We start from the raw sequence: 17,747 nt of genomic DNA on the forward strand, positions 1-17,747 counted from the left end.
ACAATACGTTGCCATCAGTCCTGAGCTGACCGTTTCATTGGGAGCGCTTGCGATGCAAGTCTCGAAGTCTAAGGACGCGGCCGCCGCCTTTGCGAAGCAATCAGCGGCGGTGGGGTTCCAAGGGGTTTCCCCTTGGCGTGTTCTTTCCCCCATTTCTTGCACGGGCAAGAAATGGGGCCCGGGCGCGCGGAGGGCGCCAGTGATTCTCAAGCGGCAAAGCCGCTTGATTCCCGCTTCTTGCACGGGCAAGAAATGGGGCCCGGGCGCGCGGAGGGCGCTCGTGATTCTCAAGCGGCAAAGCCGCTTGATTCCCGCCCGCGCGGCGACACGCGTGAATGTTTGCAGGTTTTTCAGAAAAGCCGAAATTTGCACACATTGGGAACACATTTCCATCGCATACTGAAAAACAGAAACAAAAAAGATGAGGTGCGCGTATGGACAGCAAAATTTTGATTGCAGAAGACGAAGCGAAAATCCGCCAGCTCGTGGCGAGCTACCTGGTGCGGGAGGGTTTCAAGGTAATTGAAGCCGCGGACGGGGAACAGGCGATTGAAAAGTTCGAGAACAATGAGGATGTTGTGCTGGTCATGCTGGACGTTATGATGCCGAAAAAGGACGGCTATGACGCCTGCCGGGAGATTCGGGGCCGGTCGGACGTGCCGATCCTCATGCTGACTGCCCGTGACAGCGAACATGACGAAGTACAGGGTTTCCGGATGGGTGCGGATGAATATATCTCCAAGCCGTTTTCCCCGACCATTCTGGTGACAAGGGTAAAAAACCTGTTAAAGCGCACCACGGTCAACGACATGAGCGATGTGGAGGCCGGCGGGGTAAAGATCCTGTACCGGGAACGTACTGTGACGGTCGACGGGGAGAAAATTATCACCACACCGAAGGAATTTGACCTGCTTTATTACCTGCTGAAAAATGTGAATATTGTCCTTACGCGGGATCAGATCCTGTGTACAGTATGGGATATGGATTACAACGGAGACGACCGCACGGTTGACACACATATCAAATGCCTGCGCGCAAAGCTCGGAAAGTACGCCAAAAATATCGTGACCGTACGAAAGGTTGGTTACAAATTTGAGTGGCTGGAATAAATGGAGCGTCAAACGTAAGCTTTTCTCGGTCATTTTGCTTATTTTGATTTTAAATGTTATCATTCTTCTTGTGATGGGGTCTTCGCTGTTTGAAGGGTTTTACCAGACCAACAAGCTCTATGAGCTGCGGGAGAATGCACGGGATATCCAGACGGCTTATCAGAAGAACAGCGATGAAATTTATGAGGTGCTCAGCCGGACGGAAAGCAAAAACACCGAGGTGATGTTGCTTTCGCTCAGTGGGGACGGCAAGCTTCAGATCGATTACCATTCCCGCAACCAGTGGGACAATCCGCCGCTTGGCGTGCCGTTGCCGCCGGAGATTGAAAAAAAGATCCAGGAGCGGGAAACGATGCTGCTCGAACGGATCAAGCGCACCGGGATGGATTTTCTGATCGAAACGGGCGGTGAAAACGGTAAGAGAACGGGCTGGGAAGGGAAAAAAACAGAAGGCCAGGATGACAAATATAAAGAGGATTCACTGAGTTTGTCGGTCAGACTGGACGACAATGTTTTTCTTTACATCCAGACGCCGCGCGGATATATCAAATCGACCGCCGACCTCGCGGTGAAATATACCGCGCTGCTTTCGATTGCGATTCTGCTGTGCGGTTCGGTGGTGATCTATTTTGTAGTTGGGCGGATTACAAAGCCGCTCAGCCGGATTCAGGAGGTTGCGGGCCAGATTTCCAAACTCGATTTCTCCCAGAAATGCGAAGCGCGCGGCGGAGATGAGATTTCCATGCTCGCGGCGAGCATCAACCGGATGTCGGACGACTTGCAGCAGGCGGTCGACCAGATGCGGGAAGCAAACGCGGTGCTGCAAAGCGACCTTGTCCGCCAGCAGCAGACAGACCGGATGCGCCAGCAGTTTGTGGCGAACGTCTCTCACGATTTCAAGACCCCGCTCACCCTGATGATCAGCTATGCGGAGGCGCTGCGGGAGGATGAGAACCTTTCGGATGCCGACCGGGAATACTGTGAGATCATCGTCAGTGAAGGCAACAAGCTCTCGCGGATGGTGGGCAAACTGCTTGGGCTGTCGAAACTTGAAAGCGGCATCGATAAGGTGGAATATTCCTTTTTCTGCCTGAGCGAAGTGGTGGATGCGGTCATCTATAACCACACGATTCTCACCGAAAAGCGCGGCATCGAAGTCCGGCAGGAACTGGAGGACGCCTTCATTGTCACGGCGGACTTTGCTAAAATCGAACAGGTGGTGACCAACCTGTTTGAAAATGCGGCCAAATACGTGCCGGACGGCGGCCGGGTCCTGGTGACGGCAAAAAGAATCGAAAACCGCTGCCGCGTCGCGGTGGAAAACAGTGGGAATCCGATCAGTGAGGAGGATATCGGCAGCCTGTTCGACAGTTTCTACCGCGCGGACAAGTCCCGCACGACGGGCGACAGCTACGGGCTGGGGCTTGCGATCGTTAAAGTGATTATGGAAGCGCATCATCAGGCCTACGGCGTGGAGAACACCGAAACCGGGGTCCGGTTCTGGTTTGAGTTGGAACTGGCGGATTTCGACGATGAGGAAGATGCCGAAGAGGCGGATGAAGAAAGCGCGGACGTGTAAAAAAAGCGGCCTCCGGACCGGCAAACGGTATTTGCCGGTCCGGAGGTTTTTATGTTTGATTGGACTTTTCCTGGGGAATCCTGTATGATATGGTTATCTGAAAAGCGTGTGGCGAGGAGAAGGACAATGGCGGAAATGAAAAACAGCGGTGAATTTGCAACCAAGATCGGCTTTGTCATGGCATCGGTGGGGTCGGCAGTCGGCATGGGCAACATCTGGATGTTCCCATACCGGGTCGGGCAGTATGGCGGCGCGGCGTTTCTGATTCCCTATTTTCTGTTTGTGGCGCTGTTCGGCTGGGTGGGGCTCTCGGGCGAATTCGGCCTTGGACGGCTCACGGGAACCGGACCGATCGGTTCGTACGACTATGCGATGAAGTCCCGCGGCAAGCGCGGCGGCAAATTTTTAGGGGCGATTCCACTGTTCGGCTCGCTCGGTATCGCGATCGGGTATTCGATCGTGGTAGGCTGGGTCCTGCGTTCGATGTTCGGATCGCTGACCGGCGCGATGCTCGATTCCGACGCGGGTGAATTTTTTGCCCAGATGACCGGCCCTTTTGGCAGTGTCCCGTGGCATCTGGCGGTGATCGTGATCACCGTGCTGGTGCTTGCCTGCGGCGCGGTGGAGGGGATCGAAAAGGTCAACAAGGTCATGATGCCTTCCTTCTTCATCCTGTTTTTGATCATCGCGGTACGGGTGGCGTTCCTGCCCGGCGCGGCGGAGGGCTACGCCTATCTGCTCATCCCGCACTGGGAACAACTGCTGCGGCCTGAGACCTGGATCATGGCGATGGGGCAGGCGTTCTTCTCCCTTTCGATCACCGGTTCCGGCATGATCATCTACGGCAGCTACCTTTCCAAAAAGGAGGACATTGTCCATTCGTCCGGCCTTACGGCGGCGCTCGACACGGTCGCGGCGCTGATTGCGGGATTTGCGATCATTCCGGCGGTTTTTGCGTTTGGGCTCGACCCGCAGAAGGGACCGCCGCTGCTCTTCATCACCCTTCCCAAAGTGTTTGCACAGATGCCTGCGGGGCGGCTGTTCGCGGTGCTGTTCTTTTTGTCGGTGCTGTTCGCGGGGATCACTTCGCTCGTCAATATGTTCGAGGTGGTCGGGGAAGCGGTGCAGCGTCATCTGCGTTTGGCGCGTGTCCCGGCGATGCTGCTGGTGGGCGCGGTGGCCTTCGCGGTCGGCGTCTTTATTGAATATGAGCCGTACATGGGCAGATGGATGGATATGATCACGATCTATGTGGTGCCCGCGGGCGCGGTACTCGGCGCGGTGATGATCTACTGGGTGCTGGGCCTGCCGAAAATTCGGGCGGAACTGATGCGCGGGCGTAGTAAGCCCCTCGGGAAAGCGTTCGATTTCTGTGCGAAATATCTGTATGTTTTGCTCGCGGCGGCGGTGGTGGCGTTCAGCGTCATCTATCAGGGGATCGGATGAATCCGACTATACAAAGTGAAAAGTTTGATGTATAATTATATCACAGGGGAGCCATTGAACGGCCAATACGAAAGGAGCGGTTATCATGGCAAAACGGACGGTCATCACCATCGGAAGGGAGTTCGGCAGCGGCGGCCGCGAGATCGGCAAAAAGCTGGCGGATGAGCTGGGAATCGCGTTCTATGACAAGGAGCTGCTGGAAATCGCCGCGCAGGAAAGCGGCATCTGCAGGGAACTGTTTGAAAGCAACGATGAAAAACCGGTCAGCAGCCTGCTCTACTCGTTGTCGGTCAATCCCTATTCGGTCGGAAACATCGCGGGTGCGTCCAACATCCCGCTTACCCAGAAACTGTTCCTCGCCCAGTTCGAAACAATCCAGAAGCTGGCGAAGAAATCCGACTGCGTCATCGTGGGCCGGTGCGCCGACTATGCTCTGCGCGGTGACCCGGACTGCATCAACGTGTTCATCCATGCGCCGCTGGGATACCGGGTGGCGCGGATCAAAGAGCTGCACGAGCTTTCTTCGAACGAGGCGAAGGATCTCATTGTCAAAACAGACAAAAAGCGCGCGGCCTATTACAATGCCTATTCGGACAAAAAATGGGGTGAAACGGCCAACTACCATCTTGCCATCGACAGCAGCGTAATCGGTGGGGACAACGCGGTTGAACTGATCAAACAGTTTGCCGGGATGCGCCAGGACGCCCGTTGAAGAAGAGAAAGCTTGAAAATCAGTCCGGGACGTGGCCTTGCCTCGCCCCGGATTTTATGGAGCGTGGAGAAATATGATCACAGGCGATTTTGCAAACCGGTACACGGTTGACCGTTTTGAGGGCGGATTCGCGGTCTGCCTGAACGAGGAGAACGTCCAGCGGGAGGTGCCGCTTTTGCTGCTCCCGGAGGAGGTGCGCGAGGGCGACGTGCTGATCCTCGAATACGGCATGTGGCGGATCGACGAGGATGAGACCGCCGCCCGCCGTGAGCGGATTGAAAAGAAGCTCGAAAGCCTCTGGGAAGACTGATTTTGGAAGATAGGGACGCTGCAGATGATTCGATTATTGGTACGGCTTTTTATCAAGGATTCCAACAGGACGGAGGACCCCGCTGTGCGGGGGGCGTTCGGCGTGTTGGCCGGCGGCGTGGGGATTTTTTTAAACCTGTGCCTGTTTGGCGCGAAATTTGCCGCGGGCATGCTGACCGCGTCGATTGCAATCATGGCCGACGCGTTCAATAACCTTTCGGACGCGGGCTCATCGGTGGTGACGCTGGTCGGCCTTAAAATGGCGGGAATGCCGGCTGACAGCGAGCATCCGTTCGGCCACGGACGGATCGAATACCTGACCGGCCTTGCGATCTCAATGGCCATTCTGCTGGTCGGGTTCGAGCTGCTGCGCAGTTCGTTTGGCAAGATCCTGCGGTCGGAAGAAGTGCTGTTCCGGCCGCTTTCGTTCGCAATCCTCGTTGTGTCGATCCTGGTGAAAGTCTGGATGTGTTATTTTAACCGCACGCTCGGCAATATGATCAATTCCACCGCGATGAAGGCCACCTCCGCCGACAGCCTCACCGACGCGGTCGCGACCGCAGCCGTTGCGCTCGGCGTACTGTTCACCCGCTTCACCGGCATCAATATTGATGGCTGGATCGGCATGCTGGTGGCGGCTTTCATTCTCTATTCTGGTTTTACCACCGCGCGCGACAGCCTGTCGCCGCTTCTGGGGCAGGCGCCGGACACCGCTTTGGTACGGGAAATTGAAGACACGGTCCGCTCTCATCCGGAGGTGATCGGTGTGCACGACCTGATCATCCATGACTATGGCCCGGGCCGGCGGATCGTTTCGCTGCATGCGGAGGTGCCCTGCAATATGGATATCCTCGCCATGCACGACGCGATCGACTTGATTGAACTGGAATTGCGCCACAAATTCAACTGTGACGTCACCATCCACATGGACCCGGTTGCGACCGACGACAAGGTCACGGCTGCGGTGCGCGGTCAGGTTGAGGAGATGGTCAAGCGGATCGACCCGGCGCTTTCCATTCACGATTTCCGGATGGTGCAGGGGATGACCCACACAAATCTCATTTTTGATGTGTCGGTGCCGCACCGTTTCCATCTCTCGGATAAGCAGGTGGCAGACAGGGTGCGCGACGGCGTGCAGTTCCTCAGTGAGAAATATTACGCGGTTATCCGCGTGGAACAGAGCTTTGTATAGAGCGAAAAAAGGCCGGGGCGCGTCAGGCTGACGCATCCCGGCCCTTTTCTATTTCTTAAATTGCATTTTTCACAAATTCTTTGACTTTGGCGAAGGTTTCCTCGCTGATCACATGCTCAATCCGGCAGGCATCCCGCGCGGCGAGCGCCTCATCGATGCCGAGGGTGATGGTGAGGTAGCGGGTGAGACAGCGGTGCCGTTCGTAGATGGCGTTTGCTTTTTCCCGTCCCGCGGCGGTCAGCAGGATCCGGCCGTTTTCGTCCATTGTGATCAAGCCGCTTTCCCGCAGGATGCGCATGGCGCGGCTGACGCTCGGCTTGGTGTAGTCCAGCTCGTTTGCGATATCGATCGAACGGACGGTGCCGTTTTTATCCTCGAGCAAGAGGATTGTTTCGAGATAATTCTCACCGGATTCCTGCATAAAGACCCGCCTTTCGGACAAATTGTTTCCCTGATGATATCTTAACATAATTGCGCCTTGTCCGCAAGTAAAGGACATGTTAAAATGGGAAAAAGGAGTGTTGCAGATGGCGGAATATGTCCTGGCGCTCGACCAGGGGACGACCAGCTCGCGGGCGATCCTGTTTGACCGGGAACAGAACATCGTGGAGATGGCGCAGAAGGAATTTACGCAGATCTATCCGAAGGAAGGATGGGTCGAACATGACCCGATGGAGATCTATTCGTCGCAGTACGCGGTCATGATGGAAGTGATTGCGAAAAGCGGTGTAAACGTGCGGGAAATCGCGGCGATCGGCGTGACCAACCAGCGGGAAACGACCGTCCTGTGGGATCGCGAAACCGGCCGCCCGATCCACAATGCGATCGTCTGGCAGTGCCGCCGTACGGCCGATCTTGTGGACGCGCTCGTAAAGGACGGGCTCGGGGATTATATCCGGGAAGCGACCGGCCTGGTTCCGGACGCGTACTTTTCCGCGACCAAGATCAAATGGATTCTGGACAAGGTGCCCGGGGCGCGGGAACGCGCCGCGCGCGGAGAGGTGCTGTTCGGCACGGTGGACAGCTGGCTGATCTGGAAGCTGACAGGCGGGCGGGCGCATGTCACCGACTACACGAACGCGTCGCGCACCATGCTCTACAATATCAAAAAGCTCTGCTGGGACGAAACGCTGCTTCGGGCGCTCGATATCCCGGCGCAAATGCTGCCCGCGGTGCGCGATTCGAGCGAGGTTTACGGCTATGCCACCGTGCAGGACGTGCAGATCCCAATCGCGGGGATCGCGGGCGACCAGCAGGCGGCGCTGTTCGGGCAGTGCTGCTTTGAAAAAGGCGAGGCGAAGAATACTTACGGCACTGGCTGTTTTCTGCTCATGAATACCGGCCAAACGCCCTGTGAAAGCAAGAACGGCCTGCTCACCACCATTGCGGTCGGGCTTGGCGGCAAGGTGCAGTATGCGCTTGAGGGTAGTGTGTTTGTGGGCGGCGCGGTGATCCAATGGCTGCGCGACGAAATGCGCTTCATCACTGAAAGCCGCGACGCGGAATACTACGCCCAAAAGGTGGACGGCACCGGCGGAGTCTATCTGGTTCCGGCGTTTACCGGCCTTGGCGCGCCGCACTGGGATATGTATGCGCGCGGCTGCATTGTGGGGATCACCCGTGGGACCCGCCGGGAGCATATCATCCGCGCGGCGCAGGAATCGATCGCCTATCAGAGCCTCGAACTTGTGGAGGCGATGGAGAAGGATACCGGCATTCCGATGCAGGAGCTCAAGGTGGACGGCGGAGCGAGCCGCGACCGGTTTCTGATGCAGTTCCAGGCGGATATCCTGGGGAAACGGGTGCGCCGCCCGATGATCCGTGAAACGACGGCGCTTGGCGCGGCATATCTCGCGGGGCTCGCGACCGGCGTTTGGAAAAGCCAGGACGAGATCCGGAAACTCTGGAGCTGCGACACTTCGTTTCAGCCGGATATGGACGAAGATCGCCGCGGACAGCTTTTAGACGGCTGGCGCAAGGCGGTTGGCAGGAGCCTCGGCTGGGCAAAAGACTGAGCCATGGACAAGAAAAAAGCGAATGCCCGGCGGACAAAGCTTTGGAAGCGGGTGCTGTTCCTTTTGCCTCTGCTGCTTCTCCTGCCGCTTGCCGGGAACCTGGCGGCGTCGGTGGCGCTGGGCCGCTATGCCGACGAAATCTATCCCGGCGCAACGCGCCAAAGCGGCTGGCTGGCAAACTATAACCCGGTCAGCGGGCGGTACGGCGCTGTGTTTGCCGTTTCCGGGGAATCGGTCAATCTGGAATTTGACCTGATCGACGGGACGATCCAGGACCCGAAACGGTCGGAGGCTTACGAGGCGCAGACCGGGCTCTCCGATAAATTGAGGATGCTGAACGCGCGGAATGCGGGAAACTGGATCGGACTTTACCATTGCGCGCACCTATCCGATTTCGGCACGCTGAAAAGCACCCTGCACGTGGATCTTTTGGAGAGCGCGGACACGCCGCTTCCATCGCAGGCCGAAATGAGGGAAAAGCTGGCGGACCGGGCGCTCGCCGCCTGGAGCGAGCTGCACCCGCTCTGCGAGATCGAGCGGGTGCGGGCGGGTTATTCGCACGAAACGGTCAACCGTAAAAAGAACAAAAATGAATGGAACATCCTTATCATTTCCCTGCCCGGCGGTCGGGAGCTGAACCGGGAGGATTTCCAAACGGGAAAGATCAAAATCCGATGAGCCGCAAAACGCCAGAAAAGCCGCGGGTATTTTTTTATCAGGCTTTTAACTCCGCTGAAAATGGGAATGCTAGAATTTGATAATGCCAGTGTAAAGGATGGACGAACGATGGCGACCTTTGAGGAACTCTATCAGACTCTGCTAGCGGCGTCGGTGCGCCGCAATCTGCCCGAAGCGGTCAAAATGATCCGTTCGCAGGAGGACTACGATCCGAAGCAGCTTGACTGCCTGCTCAATCCAAAGAAATATCCGGTTGTCTGGCGGATTGCGGAATGCGACTGCCCGGACGGCAAAGGCGCTTGCGCCGACGCCTGTGAATTCGGCGCGATCGGCCCGGATGCCCAGGGCAAGCGGGTCGCGATTGACCTGACCCGGTGCGTCGGCTGTTCGGCCTGCATCGAGGCCTGCCGCGGCCATAAATTGATCGCCAGCAAGGATGTGCTGCCGGTCACCGAGATGCTCCGCAACCACAAGGGACTGGTCTATGCGCTGATCGCCCCCGCGTTCCAGGGGCAGTTCAGTGATGCGGTCACGCCGGGCATGCTGCGAAGCGCCTTTTCACAGCTTGGATTCGACGGCATGGTCGAAGTGGCGCTCTTCGCGGACATCCTCACTCTGAAGGAAGCCTTTGAATTTGATCAGAACATCCAGCATGCGGACGACTATCAGCTCACAAGCTGCTGCTGCCCGATGTGGATCGCCATGATCCGCAAAATCTACAGCCAGCTCATGCCGCACGTGCCTGGCTCAGTTTCCCCAATGGTGGCCTGCGGCCGCGCGGTCAAGGAACTGCATCCGGACGCGGTAACCGTATTTATCGGCCCGTGCCTGGCCAAAAAAGCGGAAGCGCGTGAAACCGACCTGCTCGGCGCGATCGACTATGTGCTCACCTTTCAGGAGATGCGCGATATCTTTGAGGCCGCCGGGATTGACCTTACAAAACAGGAGGACAGGCAAAAGGATCATTCCTCCCGCGCCGGAAGGCTATACGCCCGTACCGGCGGCGTGAGCGAGGCGGTGCGCAGTACGGTCGAACGCCTGAACCCACACCGGAAGGTCGAAATCCGTGCGAGGCAGGCGGATGGCGTGCCCGCCTGCAAAGCGATGCTGAACGAACTTATTGCGGGAAAGGCCGACGCCAACTTTTTTGAAGGCATGGGCTGCGCCGGCGGCTGCGTCGGCGGGCCGAAACGGCTGATCCCGGTGGAGGAGGGCACGCGCAATGTCGACGCCTACGGTGAGGCGGCTGCCGCGCCTACCCCGATCGACAATCCCTATGTGATCGAGCTTCTGCACCGGCTGGGGATTGATACGGTCGAGCAGCTCCTGGAGCAAAGCGACATCTTCACCCGCAACCTGCACTGAAAGAAAAAAAGGCCGCCGGAAAATTTTCCGGCGGCCTTGCTGATTTGGCGGGATCAGGAATTCCAGATTTTGATCAGCCCGCGGTCCTGTAGCTCTTTGATGAGGATGAGGGTCAGCGGGAAAAGGAACATGCCGAAAATCCCCATGATGTGCAGGCCAAGATACATAAAGACCAGCGTGACCAGCGGATGCAGCCCGATACGGTTGCCGATGATCTTCGGTTCGAGGATGTTGCGGATGATGGTGATGAGGACATAAAGCGCCAGAATCCCGGCGCCGAGCCCGGTCCTGCCGATGAGCAGGCAGATGAGGCCCCAGGGGATCAGGATGGTTCCGGTTCCGAGGACCGGCAGGATATCGACCACCGAGATGAGCGCCGCGATCAGAACAGAATAGTTCACCTGCAGGAAGGTCAGGCCAAGGGCCAGCTCGCAGAAGGTGCAAAACATGATGAACAGGTAGGAGGTGAGCATCCGCACCACCGTCCGGCCAAAGGTTTCCCAGGAGTTGAGCACCAGGACCCGGTACTTTTCCGGGATCTGCAGCTTGATAAATTTCTTGATATTGTCGAACTCCACGCTCATAAAGAAGGTGGCGACCACAGTGATGATGATCGAAATGAGCAGCGACGGAAGCTGGGAGGCCTTGTTGGCGACCCACGAAAGCGCCGTGGAGGAGAAAGAGATGAGCTTTGACTGGATGTACTGGATCAGGTCGTTGGAAATCGAAATGACCTGCTGTTCCACCTCATCCGGGAGATTGGCAAGCAGCGATTCAAATTGGGTGTTGATCGCCTCGCTGACCACCGGGGCGGAGTTTTTGTACCAGCTGGGCAGGCGCGAAATCAGATCGCCGAGTTCACCGATCGCATTGTAGGTGCCCATGACCACAAAACAGGCCACCACCGAAACCAGAATGAAAGCAAGGATCGGCGAAATGAGCTTTTTTTTGAGTTTTGTTTTTTTGCAAATCCAATTGATTGGCGGCTGCAGGCAGGCGGCCGCGATGAGACCGATTACGAAGGGCAGCATCCACGCAAGCAGATACTTAAAGGCAATGTAGGCAATCGCAACGAGGCACGCGAAGAACATGCAGTTGATAATAAAGGCGCGTTTGCGTTCGGTTGTCAAAGTTTTTCCCTCTTTCATGAGATGTCCGGGCGAATAAGGCCGCCGGCCAAAAGCGGATAGCGCCGAAAGGCCCGTATCCATTGTAAAGGACAGCCGTCACAGTGTCAACATGCATCCGGGCTTTCTGTGGAAGAAAATTCCTGCAAGAGCCGTCCTGTTTATAAAACGACGCAGCCGCCCCGCAGATTTCAGTATGGGCATAACTTTCCGAACCGATACCGGGAAATCGGGAAATCCGGATTTTTCAGGCCGGATTTTTTTAAAAACCTGTGAACCGGTCCCTTGACGGGATTTCCCGGACGCTTTATACTGGAACAAACGGAGGGATGACAATTGAAACTGCTGACCTATCAGTATTACACCGGCACCCAGGTGGGCGTGCTTTCAGAGGATGGAAAAACCGTTTATCCAGTGGAAGGCTATGACGACATGAACCAGGTGATCGATACCGTTTCGATGAACGAGCTGGGGCGCGTGGCTGAAGCTAAAATGGGCGGGATCCCGTTCGAGGCGGTAAAGCTGCTCGCGCCCATCCCGCATCCCAAGCAGGATATCATCTGCCTGGGTGTGAATTATATGGACCATGCGGCGGAATCGGCCCGCTTCAAAAAGGAAAAATTCGACGGCGAACGTCCATATGCGGTCTATTTCTCAAAGCGTGTGGACGAAGCGGTTCCCTGCGGCGGGGTGATCCCCAGCCACAGCGATATCGTCGACAGCCTCGATTATGAGGCGGAACTGGCCGTTATCATCGGCAGGGACGCGAAGAACGTTTCGCGGGAGTGTGCGTTCGACTATGTATTCGGCTATACCATATTCAATGATGTGAGCGCGCGTACCATCCAAAACCGCCACAAACAATGGTATTTTGGCAAAAGCATGGACGGCTTTTGTCCCATGGGTCCGTGGATCGTGACCGCGGACGAGATCGAAGCGCCGCCGGAGCTCGGCATCCGTTCCCGTGTGAACGGCGAATTGCGCCAGCAGAGCAGCACCGGACTTCTCATCTTCGACGTGGCCCATGTGATCCATGAGCTTTCGCAGGGGATGACCCTGCGTGCTGGGACGGTTATCTCGATGGGGACCCCAGCGGGCGTCGGTATGGGTTTCGATCCGCCCAAATACCTGAAACCGGGCGATGTGGTCGAATGTGAGATCGATGGAATCGGCACGCTGAAAAATACCGTCGGGTGAGAACGGAAGAAAAGAAAACGCGCGGCCCGCAGGGCCGCGTGTTTTTTATTGGTTTGTCCGTTTTGCGCGCAGCGCATTTTCGCAAGATTGCGAAAATATGTCCCGTGTTTGGCAGCCTGCTCGCCTGACGGCGAAGCGCGCATACGCGCGACGGCTGCTCACGGGGGCTTTCCGCCCCCGTGCCCCCCGGAAAAGAGTCGTCTGCGACGACCCGCCGCCTTTGGCGGTGGATTTGGGATAAGGAGCGCGGGACGCCGCGTTTGGCAGCCTGCTCGCCTGACGGCGAAGCGCGCAAAAAGCAAGCCGTGCCGGGAGCCGTCAATCGAGCAGATCCACGTCTCCCGCAAGACCATTCCGATAGAGATCCCAGAAATGATGGGTTGGGCCGCAGCCGTTGCCAATAGCAAGCGAATGCCGGATGGCGGTGGTGACGTAATCCTTCGCTTTTTTGACCGCTTCAGGCATGGCGAGTCCCAACGCCAGGTTCGAGGCGATCGCGGAGGAATAGGTACATCCGGTGCCATGGGTGTTTTTGGTATTGATCCGTTCGGTGGCAAAGCGGTGGAACTGTTTGCCGTCGTAGAGTACGTCCACTGCGTCTCCGATTGCATGCCCGCCCTTGACCAGCACATTTTTGCAGCCCATGGCGTGGATTTTTTTCGCGGCCTCCTCCATATCGTGAATGTCATGGATCGCCACGCCCGAAATTTTTTCCGCCTCAGGGATATTCGGGGTGAGCAGATCGGCCAGCGGGATGACCGTTTCAATGAGTGCGCCGATTGAACCGGGGTCCATCAGCGGGCAGCCGTTTTTGGCGTACATGACCGGGTCAATGACAACATTGGCCGGATGATATTCCCGCAGCTTCTCCGCCACAGCGGCCATGCATTCCGGCTGGGAGAGCATCCCCACCTTGACCGCGTCCGGCACAATGTCCTCAAAGACCGCGTCGATCTGTTTTCTGATCATGTCCGGGGTCACGTCCATGATATCGATCACGCGGGCGGTGTTTTCCGCCACGACCGAAACGATCGCGCTCATGCCAAAAACGCCGTGTGCTGAAAAAGTTTTGAGATCCGCCTGGATTCCCGCGCCGCCGCTGCAGTCACTGCCGGCGATGGTCAGACATTTTTTCATAACGATTCTACCTCACATTCCGCGAACGAGCGGCAATACCGGTCCGCGATTTCTTTGATCTCCTCCGCGTCCTCGGCGGCGGAGTCGTCATACAGCGCGACCACCCGAAAACCCGCTTTCTTGGCGGTGCGGATGGCATGGACAGCATCCTCGAATACCACGGTTTCATCCTTCGCGGTGCCGAGCCTTCGCAGCGCCTCCTCAAAAATGACAGGCTCATCCTTGCCCGAACCGAGCTCGGTGCAGGTGAGGACGAATTCGAAATAATCCCGTATGCCGAGCCGCGTGAGCGCGGCTTCGACCATGTATTTTTCCGAAGCGGTCGCCACGCCGCATCGAACGCCCGCCTCGCGCAGCTTTTGGAGAAATTCTCCGGCGTGCGCCTTGAGCGGAACCTCATAAAAATACCGGTGCTCGACAAGCTGGTTGGTGCCATTCATGATCTCCTCGGCGGAAAGGGGAATCCCAAGGTCGTGCTGATAATAGGCGACCATCTGCAGAAAGCTGAGCGGCTTGACAGCTTCCCGCAGGCCGGAAGGCACCGGGAATCCATGCTGCTTCATAAAGTCGATAGCCACCGTGTCCCAGATCCACATCGAGTCGGTCAGGGTGCCGTCCAGGTCAAAGATCGCGCCTTTTATCATGCTGTTGTAACCTCTTTCGAAAGATTGTAAAGCTCCCTGGCCGCAGCATAGATATCCGGCTGGGCGAAGATCGCGGAAATCACCGCCACACCGCCGATGCCGGAGCCCTTGAGCTTTCTGATATTGTCCCGGCTGATGCCGCCGATGGCTACCACCGGGATCGAAACAGCCCCGCAGATCTCCCGCAGCGTTTCAAACGGGAGGGTATTCACGTCCAGCTTGGTGGAGGTGGAAAAAACCGCCCCGACGCCGAGATAGTCCGCGCCGCGCGCCTCGGCAAGCCTGGCCTCCTCCATTGTGTGCGCGGAAACGCCGAGGATCTTGTCCGGGCCGAGCAGTTTTCGCACATCGCCGGCCTCCATGTCCTCCTGTCCGACGTGCACGCCGTCCGCGCCGCAGGCGAGCGCCACACGCACATTGTCGTTGATGACGAACGGAACCCCGTAACGGTCGGTGACCGCCTTGATGCGGCGGGCTTCGGCCAGGAAAGCCGCGTCATCGAGCTGTTTTTCCCGCAGCTGCACAAAAGTCGCTCCCGCGCGCAGGGTGTCCTCCACCTGCGCGGCCAGGTCGTTTTTCCCGAGCCAGGAACGGTCGGTCACGACATAAAGGAGCATGTCCTTTTTAGAAATGTTCAAGCTTTGCGGCCTCCTTCAAGGTTTTGGCATCGAGCCGGCTCATTGCGTCGATGAGCCCCATGCGCAGGGAAGCGGTACCGCCGCCGTCTTTGCGCATCCGGGTATAAGCAGTTTCCCCGCAGATCCCCATCGCGCAGACGGCAGCGGCTGCCGCGTCAAGCGGGTTTTGCGGATTCGCGGCAACAAAGGCGGCGATCACGCCGGTGAGCATGCAGCCTGTGCCGGTGATGCGGGACATCATCGGATGTCCGTTTCGGATAACGTAAGCGTCTTTCGCGTCCGCTGCCACGTCGATCGCGCCGGTGATTGCGATGATTGCGCCGGTCTTTTCGGAGAGCGCTTTCGCGTAAGAAATGACCGACGGCAGATTTTCATCGGTGGTGGCGTCGGCGGCATTCGCGTCGACGCCGCGGGTTTCGCCGCTGCCCGCGGCGACCGTTTTGATCTCGGAGGAATTGCCGCGGATAACGGTGAATTTTACCTGCCGCAGCAACTGGACGGTGGTGTCGGTGCGCAGCTTCGACGCGCCCGCGCCAACCGGGTCGAGCACGACCGGGTGCCCGAGCGCGTTCGCCCGGCGCCCGGCTTTTAACATCGACTGGACGGTGCGGCTGTTGAGCGTCCCGATGTTGAGGGCGAGCGCATCGCAGATGGAGGTGATCTCCTCCGCTTCGTTTTCATCATCCGCCATGATCGGGCTGCCGCCGCAGGCGAGCAGGATGTTCGCCACGTCGTTGACCGTGACGTAGTTGGTGATGCAGTGGACGAGCGGCGTTTTTGCCGCGACGTTCGAGAGGATTTTTTCAAACATAGGGATCACTCCTGTCAGTTTGCGCCCTGCGGCGCGGGGTGTTTGCAGGTGACCTTGTGGACTACGACACAGAGAAGGCCGGTAAACAGCATGATCGGCAGGGAGGTGCCGAGCGGGAAATCAATCCGCATCAGCAGACGGTAGCCGGCGAAGCCGACCGCCCAGATGAGGATGTTTTTGACGTTCAGAAGCTGCGCTTCTTCCACCCTGGTGTTCCTGAGGATGAAATAATCGGTGATCAGCACGGCGAAGAGCGGGGCAAAGACCGAGCCGATGAAATAGAGGAAGTTTTCATACTGGTTGATGTTGATGAAGATGGCCATCAGGGTGCCCGCCGCGCAGACGACAAGCGCCGCGGCTTTTTCGTTCCATTTGTGGTTGAGGTTGACGATGCTCACGCCGCCCGACCACGCGTCAAGAAAGGTTGTGGTGACGGTCGAGAGGATGACGATCAAAAGAGCGACCGCGCCCAGCCCCGCCGCGACCAGGATCTGCGCGATGTCGTCGGTGCCGGTGTAGATCGCCGCGCCCAGCCCGATCACATACATCAGGCAGCTGCCCAGGAAATACCCCGCCGCGCTCATGACAGTGCCCATTTTGGGGTTCTTCGCGCTGCGGGTGTAATCGGAAATGAGCGGCAGCCAGGAGAGCGGCATGGTGACGCTGAGTTCCACCGCTGCGCCGAAACGCATGGCGTTTGGATCGCCCGGCGCGCCGAACGAGAAATTTCGAAAGACCACCCAGCCGAGCACCAGCGTAAAGAGGAAAAGCGCGGAGACGACGAAGGCGTTCAGCTTCGAGAGATTTTTGAGCCCGACCAGGATCCAGACGCAGATGAGCCCGCCGATCACCAGGCACCAAATGGCTTCATTCTGGATATTCGGGGTGACAACGTTCAGCGCCTTGGCGCCGTTTATGATCATGACGGCGGTCCAGCCGAGCAGCTGGACGACATTCAGCAGCGAAAACCAGAAGGAGCCGTATTTTCCGAACGAGATGCGGGTGGATTCGATGGCGGAGAGGCCGCTCTTCGCGCCGATAAAGCCGGTGAAGAAGAGCACAGCACAGCCGATCAGGTGCCCAATGAGGATGGCCCACACCGCCCTCCAGAAGCCGAGCGGCGCGAGCAGCGCGCCGGTGAGGATTTCCGCGATCGACACCGCCGCGCCGAACCAGAGCAGGCCTTGTCCAAGGCTGGAAGTCTTGTTATCCATAATCTTTCTCCATTCTATCGTTTTTCCAGTTTGTTGTAAAGCTTATTTGCTGCCGAGCGCAACCTTGACATCGCCGAAGACATGGGTCTTCTGCAACGCGCCGAGCGCGAGCACCGAGATGGTCGCGCCGCCGAGCGTGCTGACCAGGAACGGCAGCACATAGGCGAACAGCGCCGCCTCCTTGCCCATCAGCAGAGTCGCGACCGGATAGCAGGCGAGGCCGCCGAGGATTCCGGTGCCAGCCACTTCGCCGAGATAGGCCAGCGGCAGGCGGCGGGTGTGTTTGTAGAGCATGCCACAGCAGAACGCGCCGATCATGCTGCCCGGGAAGGCGAGCAGGCTGCCGGTGCCCATGAGGTTGCGGATGAGCGAGGTGCCGAAAGCCATGCTGACCGCGTAGCCCGGCCCGAGCAGCACACCCGCGATGACGTTGACCATGTGTTGGATCGGGAAGCATTTGGAGGCGCCGATCGGGATGTAAAAGGCGGAACAGACGACGCCCAACGCAATCAGCAGGCCTGCGGTGGTGAGTTTTTTGACATTTTGGTTCATACTTGACAACTTCTTTCTTGAT

Annotated in this window: 18 protein-coding genes; 10 read left to right on the top strand and 8 right to left on the bottom strand. The window is 57.7% G+C overall.

Going from position 1 to position 17,747, the window contains the following annotated elements; genetic code table 11:
• Positions 1-434 precede the first annotated feature (434 nt).
• The 6 genes from BN4275_RS10090 to BN4275_RS10115 all read left to right on the top strand — a co-directional run bounded on the left by BN4275_RS10090 (position 435) and on the right by BN4275_RS10115 (position 6,347).
• The gene (locus BN4275_RS10090; RefSeq protein WP_066457614.1) at positions 435-1,109 is read left to right on the top strand and encodes a response regulator transcription factor; all 675 of its coding nucleotides are present in this window, start codon (positions 435-437) and stop codon (positions 1,107-1,109) included.
• The gene (locus BN4275_RS10095; RefSeq protein ID WP_066457616.1) at positions 1,093-2,688 is read left to right on the top strand and encodes a sensor histidine kinase; all 1,596 of its coding nucleotides are present in this window, start codon (positions 1,093-1,095) and stop codon (positions 2,686-2,688) included. Before BN4275_RS10090 ends, BN4275_RS10095 begins: the two co-directional genes overlap by 17 nt.
• Positions 2,689-2,814: 126 nt before the next feature.
• A complete protein-coding gene (locus tag BN4275_RS10100) occupies positions 2,815-4,134 on the top strand; it encodes a sodium-dependent transporter (protein ID WP_066457618.1) in 1,320 nt (439 codons plus the stop codon).
• A gap of 85 nt (positions 4,135-4,219) precedes the next feature.
• Positions 4,220-4,846, top strand: a complete 627-nt coding sequence (locus tag BN4275_RS10105) for a cytidylate kinase-like family protein (RefSeq protein ID WP_066457621.1) — start codon at positions 4,220-4,222, stop codon at positions 4,844-4,846.
• A 73-nt stretch (positions 4,847-4,919) separates the two neighbouring features.
• Positions 4,920-5,156: a DUF3006 domain-containing protein gene (locus BN4275_RS10110; protein WP_066457624.1), complete on the top strand. Its 237-nt coding sequence runs from the start codon at positions 4,920-4,922 to the stop codon at positions 5,154-5,156.
• A gap of 24 nt (positions 5,157-5,180) precedes the next feature.
• Positions 5,181-6,347 carry a cation diffusion facilitator family transporter gene (locus tag BN4275_RS10115; protein WP_066457626.1) on the top strand — a complete coding sequence of 389 codons (1,167 nt, stop codon included), beginning with the start codon at positions 5,181-5,183 and terminating at the stop codon, positions 6,345-6,347.
• 55 nt (positions 6,348-6,402) lie between these two features.
• Here BN4275_RS10115 and BN4275_RS10120 read toward each other — a convergent pair whose 3' ends face one another.
• A complete protein-coding gene (locus tag BN4275_RS10120; protein ID WP_066457629.1) occupies positions 6,403-6,768 on the bottom strand; it encodes a metal-dependent transcriptional regulator in 366 nt (121 codons plus the stop codon).
• A gap of 106 nt (positions 6,769-6,874) precedes the next feature.
• Between BN4275_RS10120 and glpK the strand changes: the two genes are divergently transcribed.
• The 3 genes from glpK to BN4275_RS10135 all read left to right on the top strand — a co-directional run bounded on the left by glpK (position 6,875) and on the right by BN4275_RS10135 (position 10,405).
• A complete protein-coding gene (gene glpK, locus BN4275_RS10125) occupies positions 6,875-8,362 on the top strand; it encodes a glycerol kinase GlpK (protein WP_066457640.1) in 1,488 nt (495 codons plus the stop codon).
• A 3-nt stretch (positions 8,363-8,365) separates the two neighbouring features.
• Positions 8,366-9,040 carry a hypothetical protein gene (locus BN4275_RS10130; RefSeq protein ID WP_066457643.1) on the top strand — a complete coding sequence of 225 codons (675 nt, stop codon included), beginning with the start codon at positions 8,366-8,368 and terminating at the stop codon, positions 9,038-9,040.
• 108 nt (positions 9,041-9,148) lie between these two features.
• Positions 9,149-10,405, top strand: coding sequence for a [Fe-Fe] hydrogenase large subunit C-terminal domain-containing protein (locus BN4275_RS10135; protein ID WP_066457646.1), 1,257 nt, complete (start codon positions 9,149-9,151; stop codon positions 10,403-10,405).
• 53 nt (positions 10,406-10,458) lie between these two features.
• Here BN4275_RS10135 and ytvI read toward each other — a convergent pair whose 3' ends face one another.
• The gene (ytvI, locus tag BN4275_RS10140) at positions 10,459-11,535 is read right to left on the bottom strand and encodes a sporulation integral membrane protein YtvI (RefSeq protein WP_158572889.1); all 1,077 of its coding nucleotides are present in this window, start codon (positions 11,533-11,535) and stop codon (positions 10,459-10,461) included.
• Between the two features lie 333 nt (positions 11,536-11,868).
• Between ytvI and BN4275_RS10145 the strand changes: the two genes are divergently transcribed.
• Positions 11,869-12,729 (top strand): fumarylacetoacetate hydrolase family protein, encoded by an 861-nt coding sequence (locus BN4275_RS10145; RefSeq protein ID WP_066457652.1) that lies wholly within the window; start codon positions 11,869-11,871, stop codon positions 12,727-12,729.
• A 318-nt stretch (positions 12,730-13,047) separates the two neighbouring features.
• Here the strand turns inward: BN4275_RS10145 and thiD are convergent, their stop codons facing one another.
• Genes thiD through thiW form a run of 6 tightly spaced genes read right to left on the bottom strand, consistent with a single transcriptional unit; the run spans position 13,048 to position 17,725 of the window.
• Complete coding sequence (gene thiD, locus BN4275_RS10150; RefSeq protein WP_066457654.1) at positions 13,048-13,866, bottom strand: bifunctional hydroxymethylpyrimidine kinase/phosphomethylpyrimidine kinase; 819 nt, start codon at positions 13,864-13,866, stop codon at positions 13,048-13,050.
• Positions 13,863-14,510 (bottom strand): HAD family hydrolase, encoded by a 648-nt coding sequence (locus BN4275_RS10155; protein WP_066457658.1) that lies wholly within the window; start codon positions 14,508-14,510, stop codon positions 13,863-13,865. The genes thiD and BN4275_RS10155 overlap by 4 nt, the downstream gene beginning before the upstream one ends.
• Positions 14,507-15,148, bottom strand: a complete 642-nt coding sequence (gene thiE / locus BN4275_RS10160) for a thiamine phosphate synthase (protein WP_118479721.1) — start codon at positions 15,146-15,148, stop codon at positions 14,507-14,509. The genes BN4275_RS10155 and thiE overlap by 4 nt, the downstream gene beginning before the upstream one ends.
• Positions 15,135-15,959: a hydroxyethylthiazole kinase gene (thiM, locus tag BN4275_RS10165; RefSeq protein WP_154018872.1), complete on the bottom strand. Its 825-nt coding sequence runs from the start codon at positions 15,957-15,959 to the stop codon at positions 15,135-15,137. Before thiM ends, thiE begins: the two co-directional genes overlap by 14 nt.
• A gap of 14 nt (positions 15,960-15,973) precedes the next feature.
• Complete coding sequence (gene cytX / locus BN4275_RS10170) at positions 15,974-17,173, bottom strand: putative hydroxymethylpyrimidine transporter CytX (RefSeq protein WP_066457660.1); 1,200 nt, start codon at positions 17,171-17,173, stop codon at positions 15,974-15,976.
• A 42-nt stretch (positions 17,174-17,215) separates the two neighbouring features.
• Positions 17,216-17,725 (bottom strand): energy coupling factor transporter S component ThiW, encoded by a 510-nt coding sequence (gene thiW, locus BN4275_RS10175; RefSeq protein ID WP_066457663.1) that lies wholly within the window; start codon positions 17,723-17,725, stop codon positions 17,216-17,218.
• Positions 17,726-17,747 lie beyond the last annotated feature (22 nt).

Origin of the sequence: Anaerotruncus rubiinfantis (assembly GCF_900078395.1) — a bacterium.
GTDB classification, from domain to species: domain Bacteria; phylum Bacillota; class Clostridia; order Oscillospirales; family Ruminococcaceae; genus Anaerotruncus; species Anaerotruncus rubiinfantis.

Coding starts and splice junctions, on each gene's coding strand:
- BN4275_RS10090 (WP_066457614.1), top strand. CDS start 435: ATGGACAGCAAAATTTTGATTGCAGAAGACGAAGCGAAAATCCGCCAG.
- BN4275_RS10100 (WP_066457618.1), top strand. CDS start 2,815: ATGGCGGAAATGAAAAACAGCGGTGAATTTGCAACCAAGATCGGCTTT.
- BN4275_RS10105 (WP_066457621.1), top strand. CDS start 4,220: ATGGCAAAACGGACGGTCATCACCATCGGAAGGGAGTTCGGCAGCGGC.
- BN4275_RS10110 (WP_066457624.1), top strand. CDS start 4,920: ATGATCACAGGCGATTTTGCAAACCGGTACACGGTTGACCGTTTTGAG.
- BN4275_RS10115 (WP_066457626.1), top strand. CDS start 5,181: ATGATTCGATTATTGGTACGGCTTTTTATCAAGGATTCCAACAGGACG.
- BN4275_RS10120 (WP_066457629.1), bottom strand. CDS start 6,768: ATGCAGGAATCCGGTGAGAATTATCTCGAAACAATCCTCTTGCTCGAG.
- glpK (WP_066457640.1), top strand. CDS start 6,875: ATGGCGGAATATGTCCTGGCGCTCGACCAGGGGACGACCAGCTCGCGG.
- BN4275_RS10130 (WP_066457643.1), top strand. CDS start 8,366: ATGGACAAGAAAAAAGCGAATGCCCGGCGGACAAAGCTTTGGAAGCGG.
- BN4275_RS10135 (WP_066457646.1), top strand. CDS start 9,149: ATGGCGACCTTTGAGGAACTCTATCAGACTCTGCTAGCGGCGTCGGTG.
- thiD (WP_066457654.1), bottom strand. CDS start 13,866: ATGAAAAAATGTCTGACCATCGCCGGCAGTGACTGCAGCGGCGGCGCG.
- BN4275_RS10155 (WP_066457658.1), bottom strand. CDS start 14,510: ATGATAAAAGGCGCGATCTTTGACCTGGACGGCACCCTGACCGACTCG.
- thiM (WP_154018872.1), bottom strand. CDS start 15,959: ATGTTTGAAAAAATCCTCTCGAACGTCGCGGCAAAAACGCCGCTCGTC.
- cytX (WP_066457660.1), bottom strand. CDS start 17,173: ATGGATAACAAGACTTCCAGCCTTGGACAAGGCCTGCTCTGGTTCGGC.
- thiW (WP_066457663.1), bottom strand. CDS start 17,725: ATGAACCAAAATGTCAAAAAACTCACCACCGCAGGCCTGCTGATTGCG.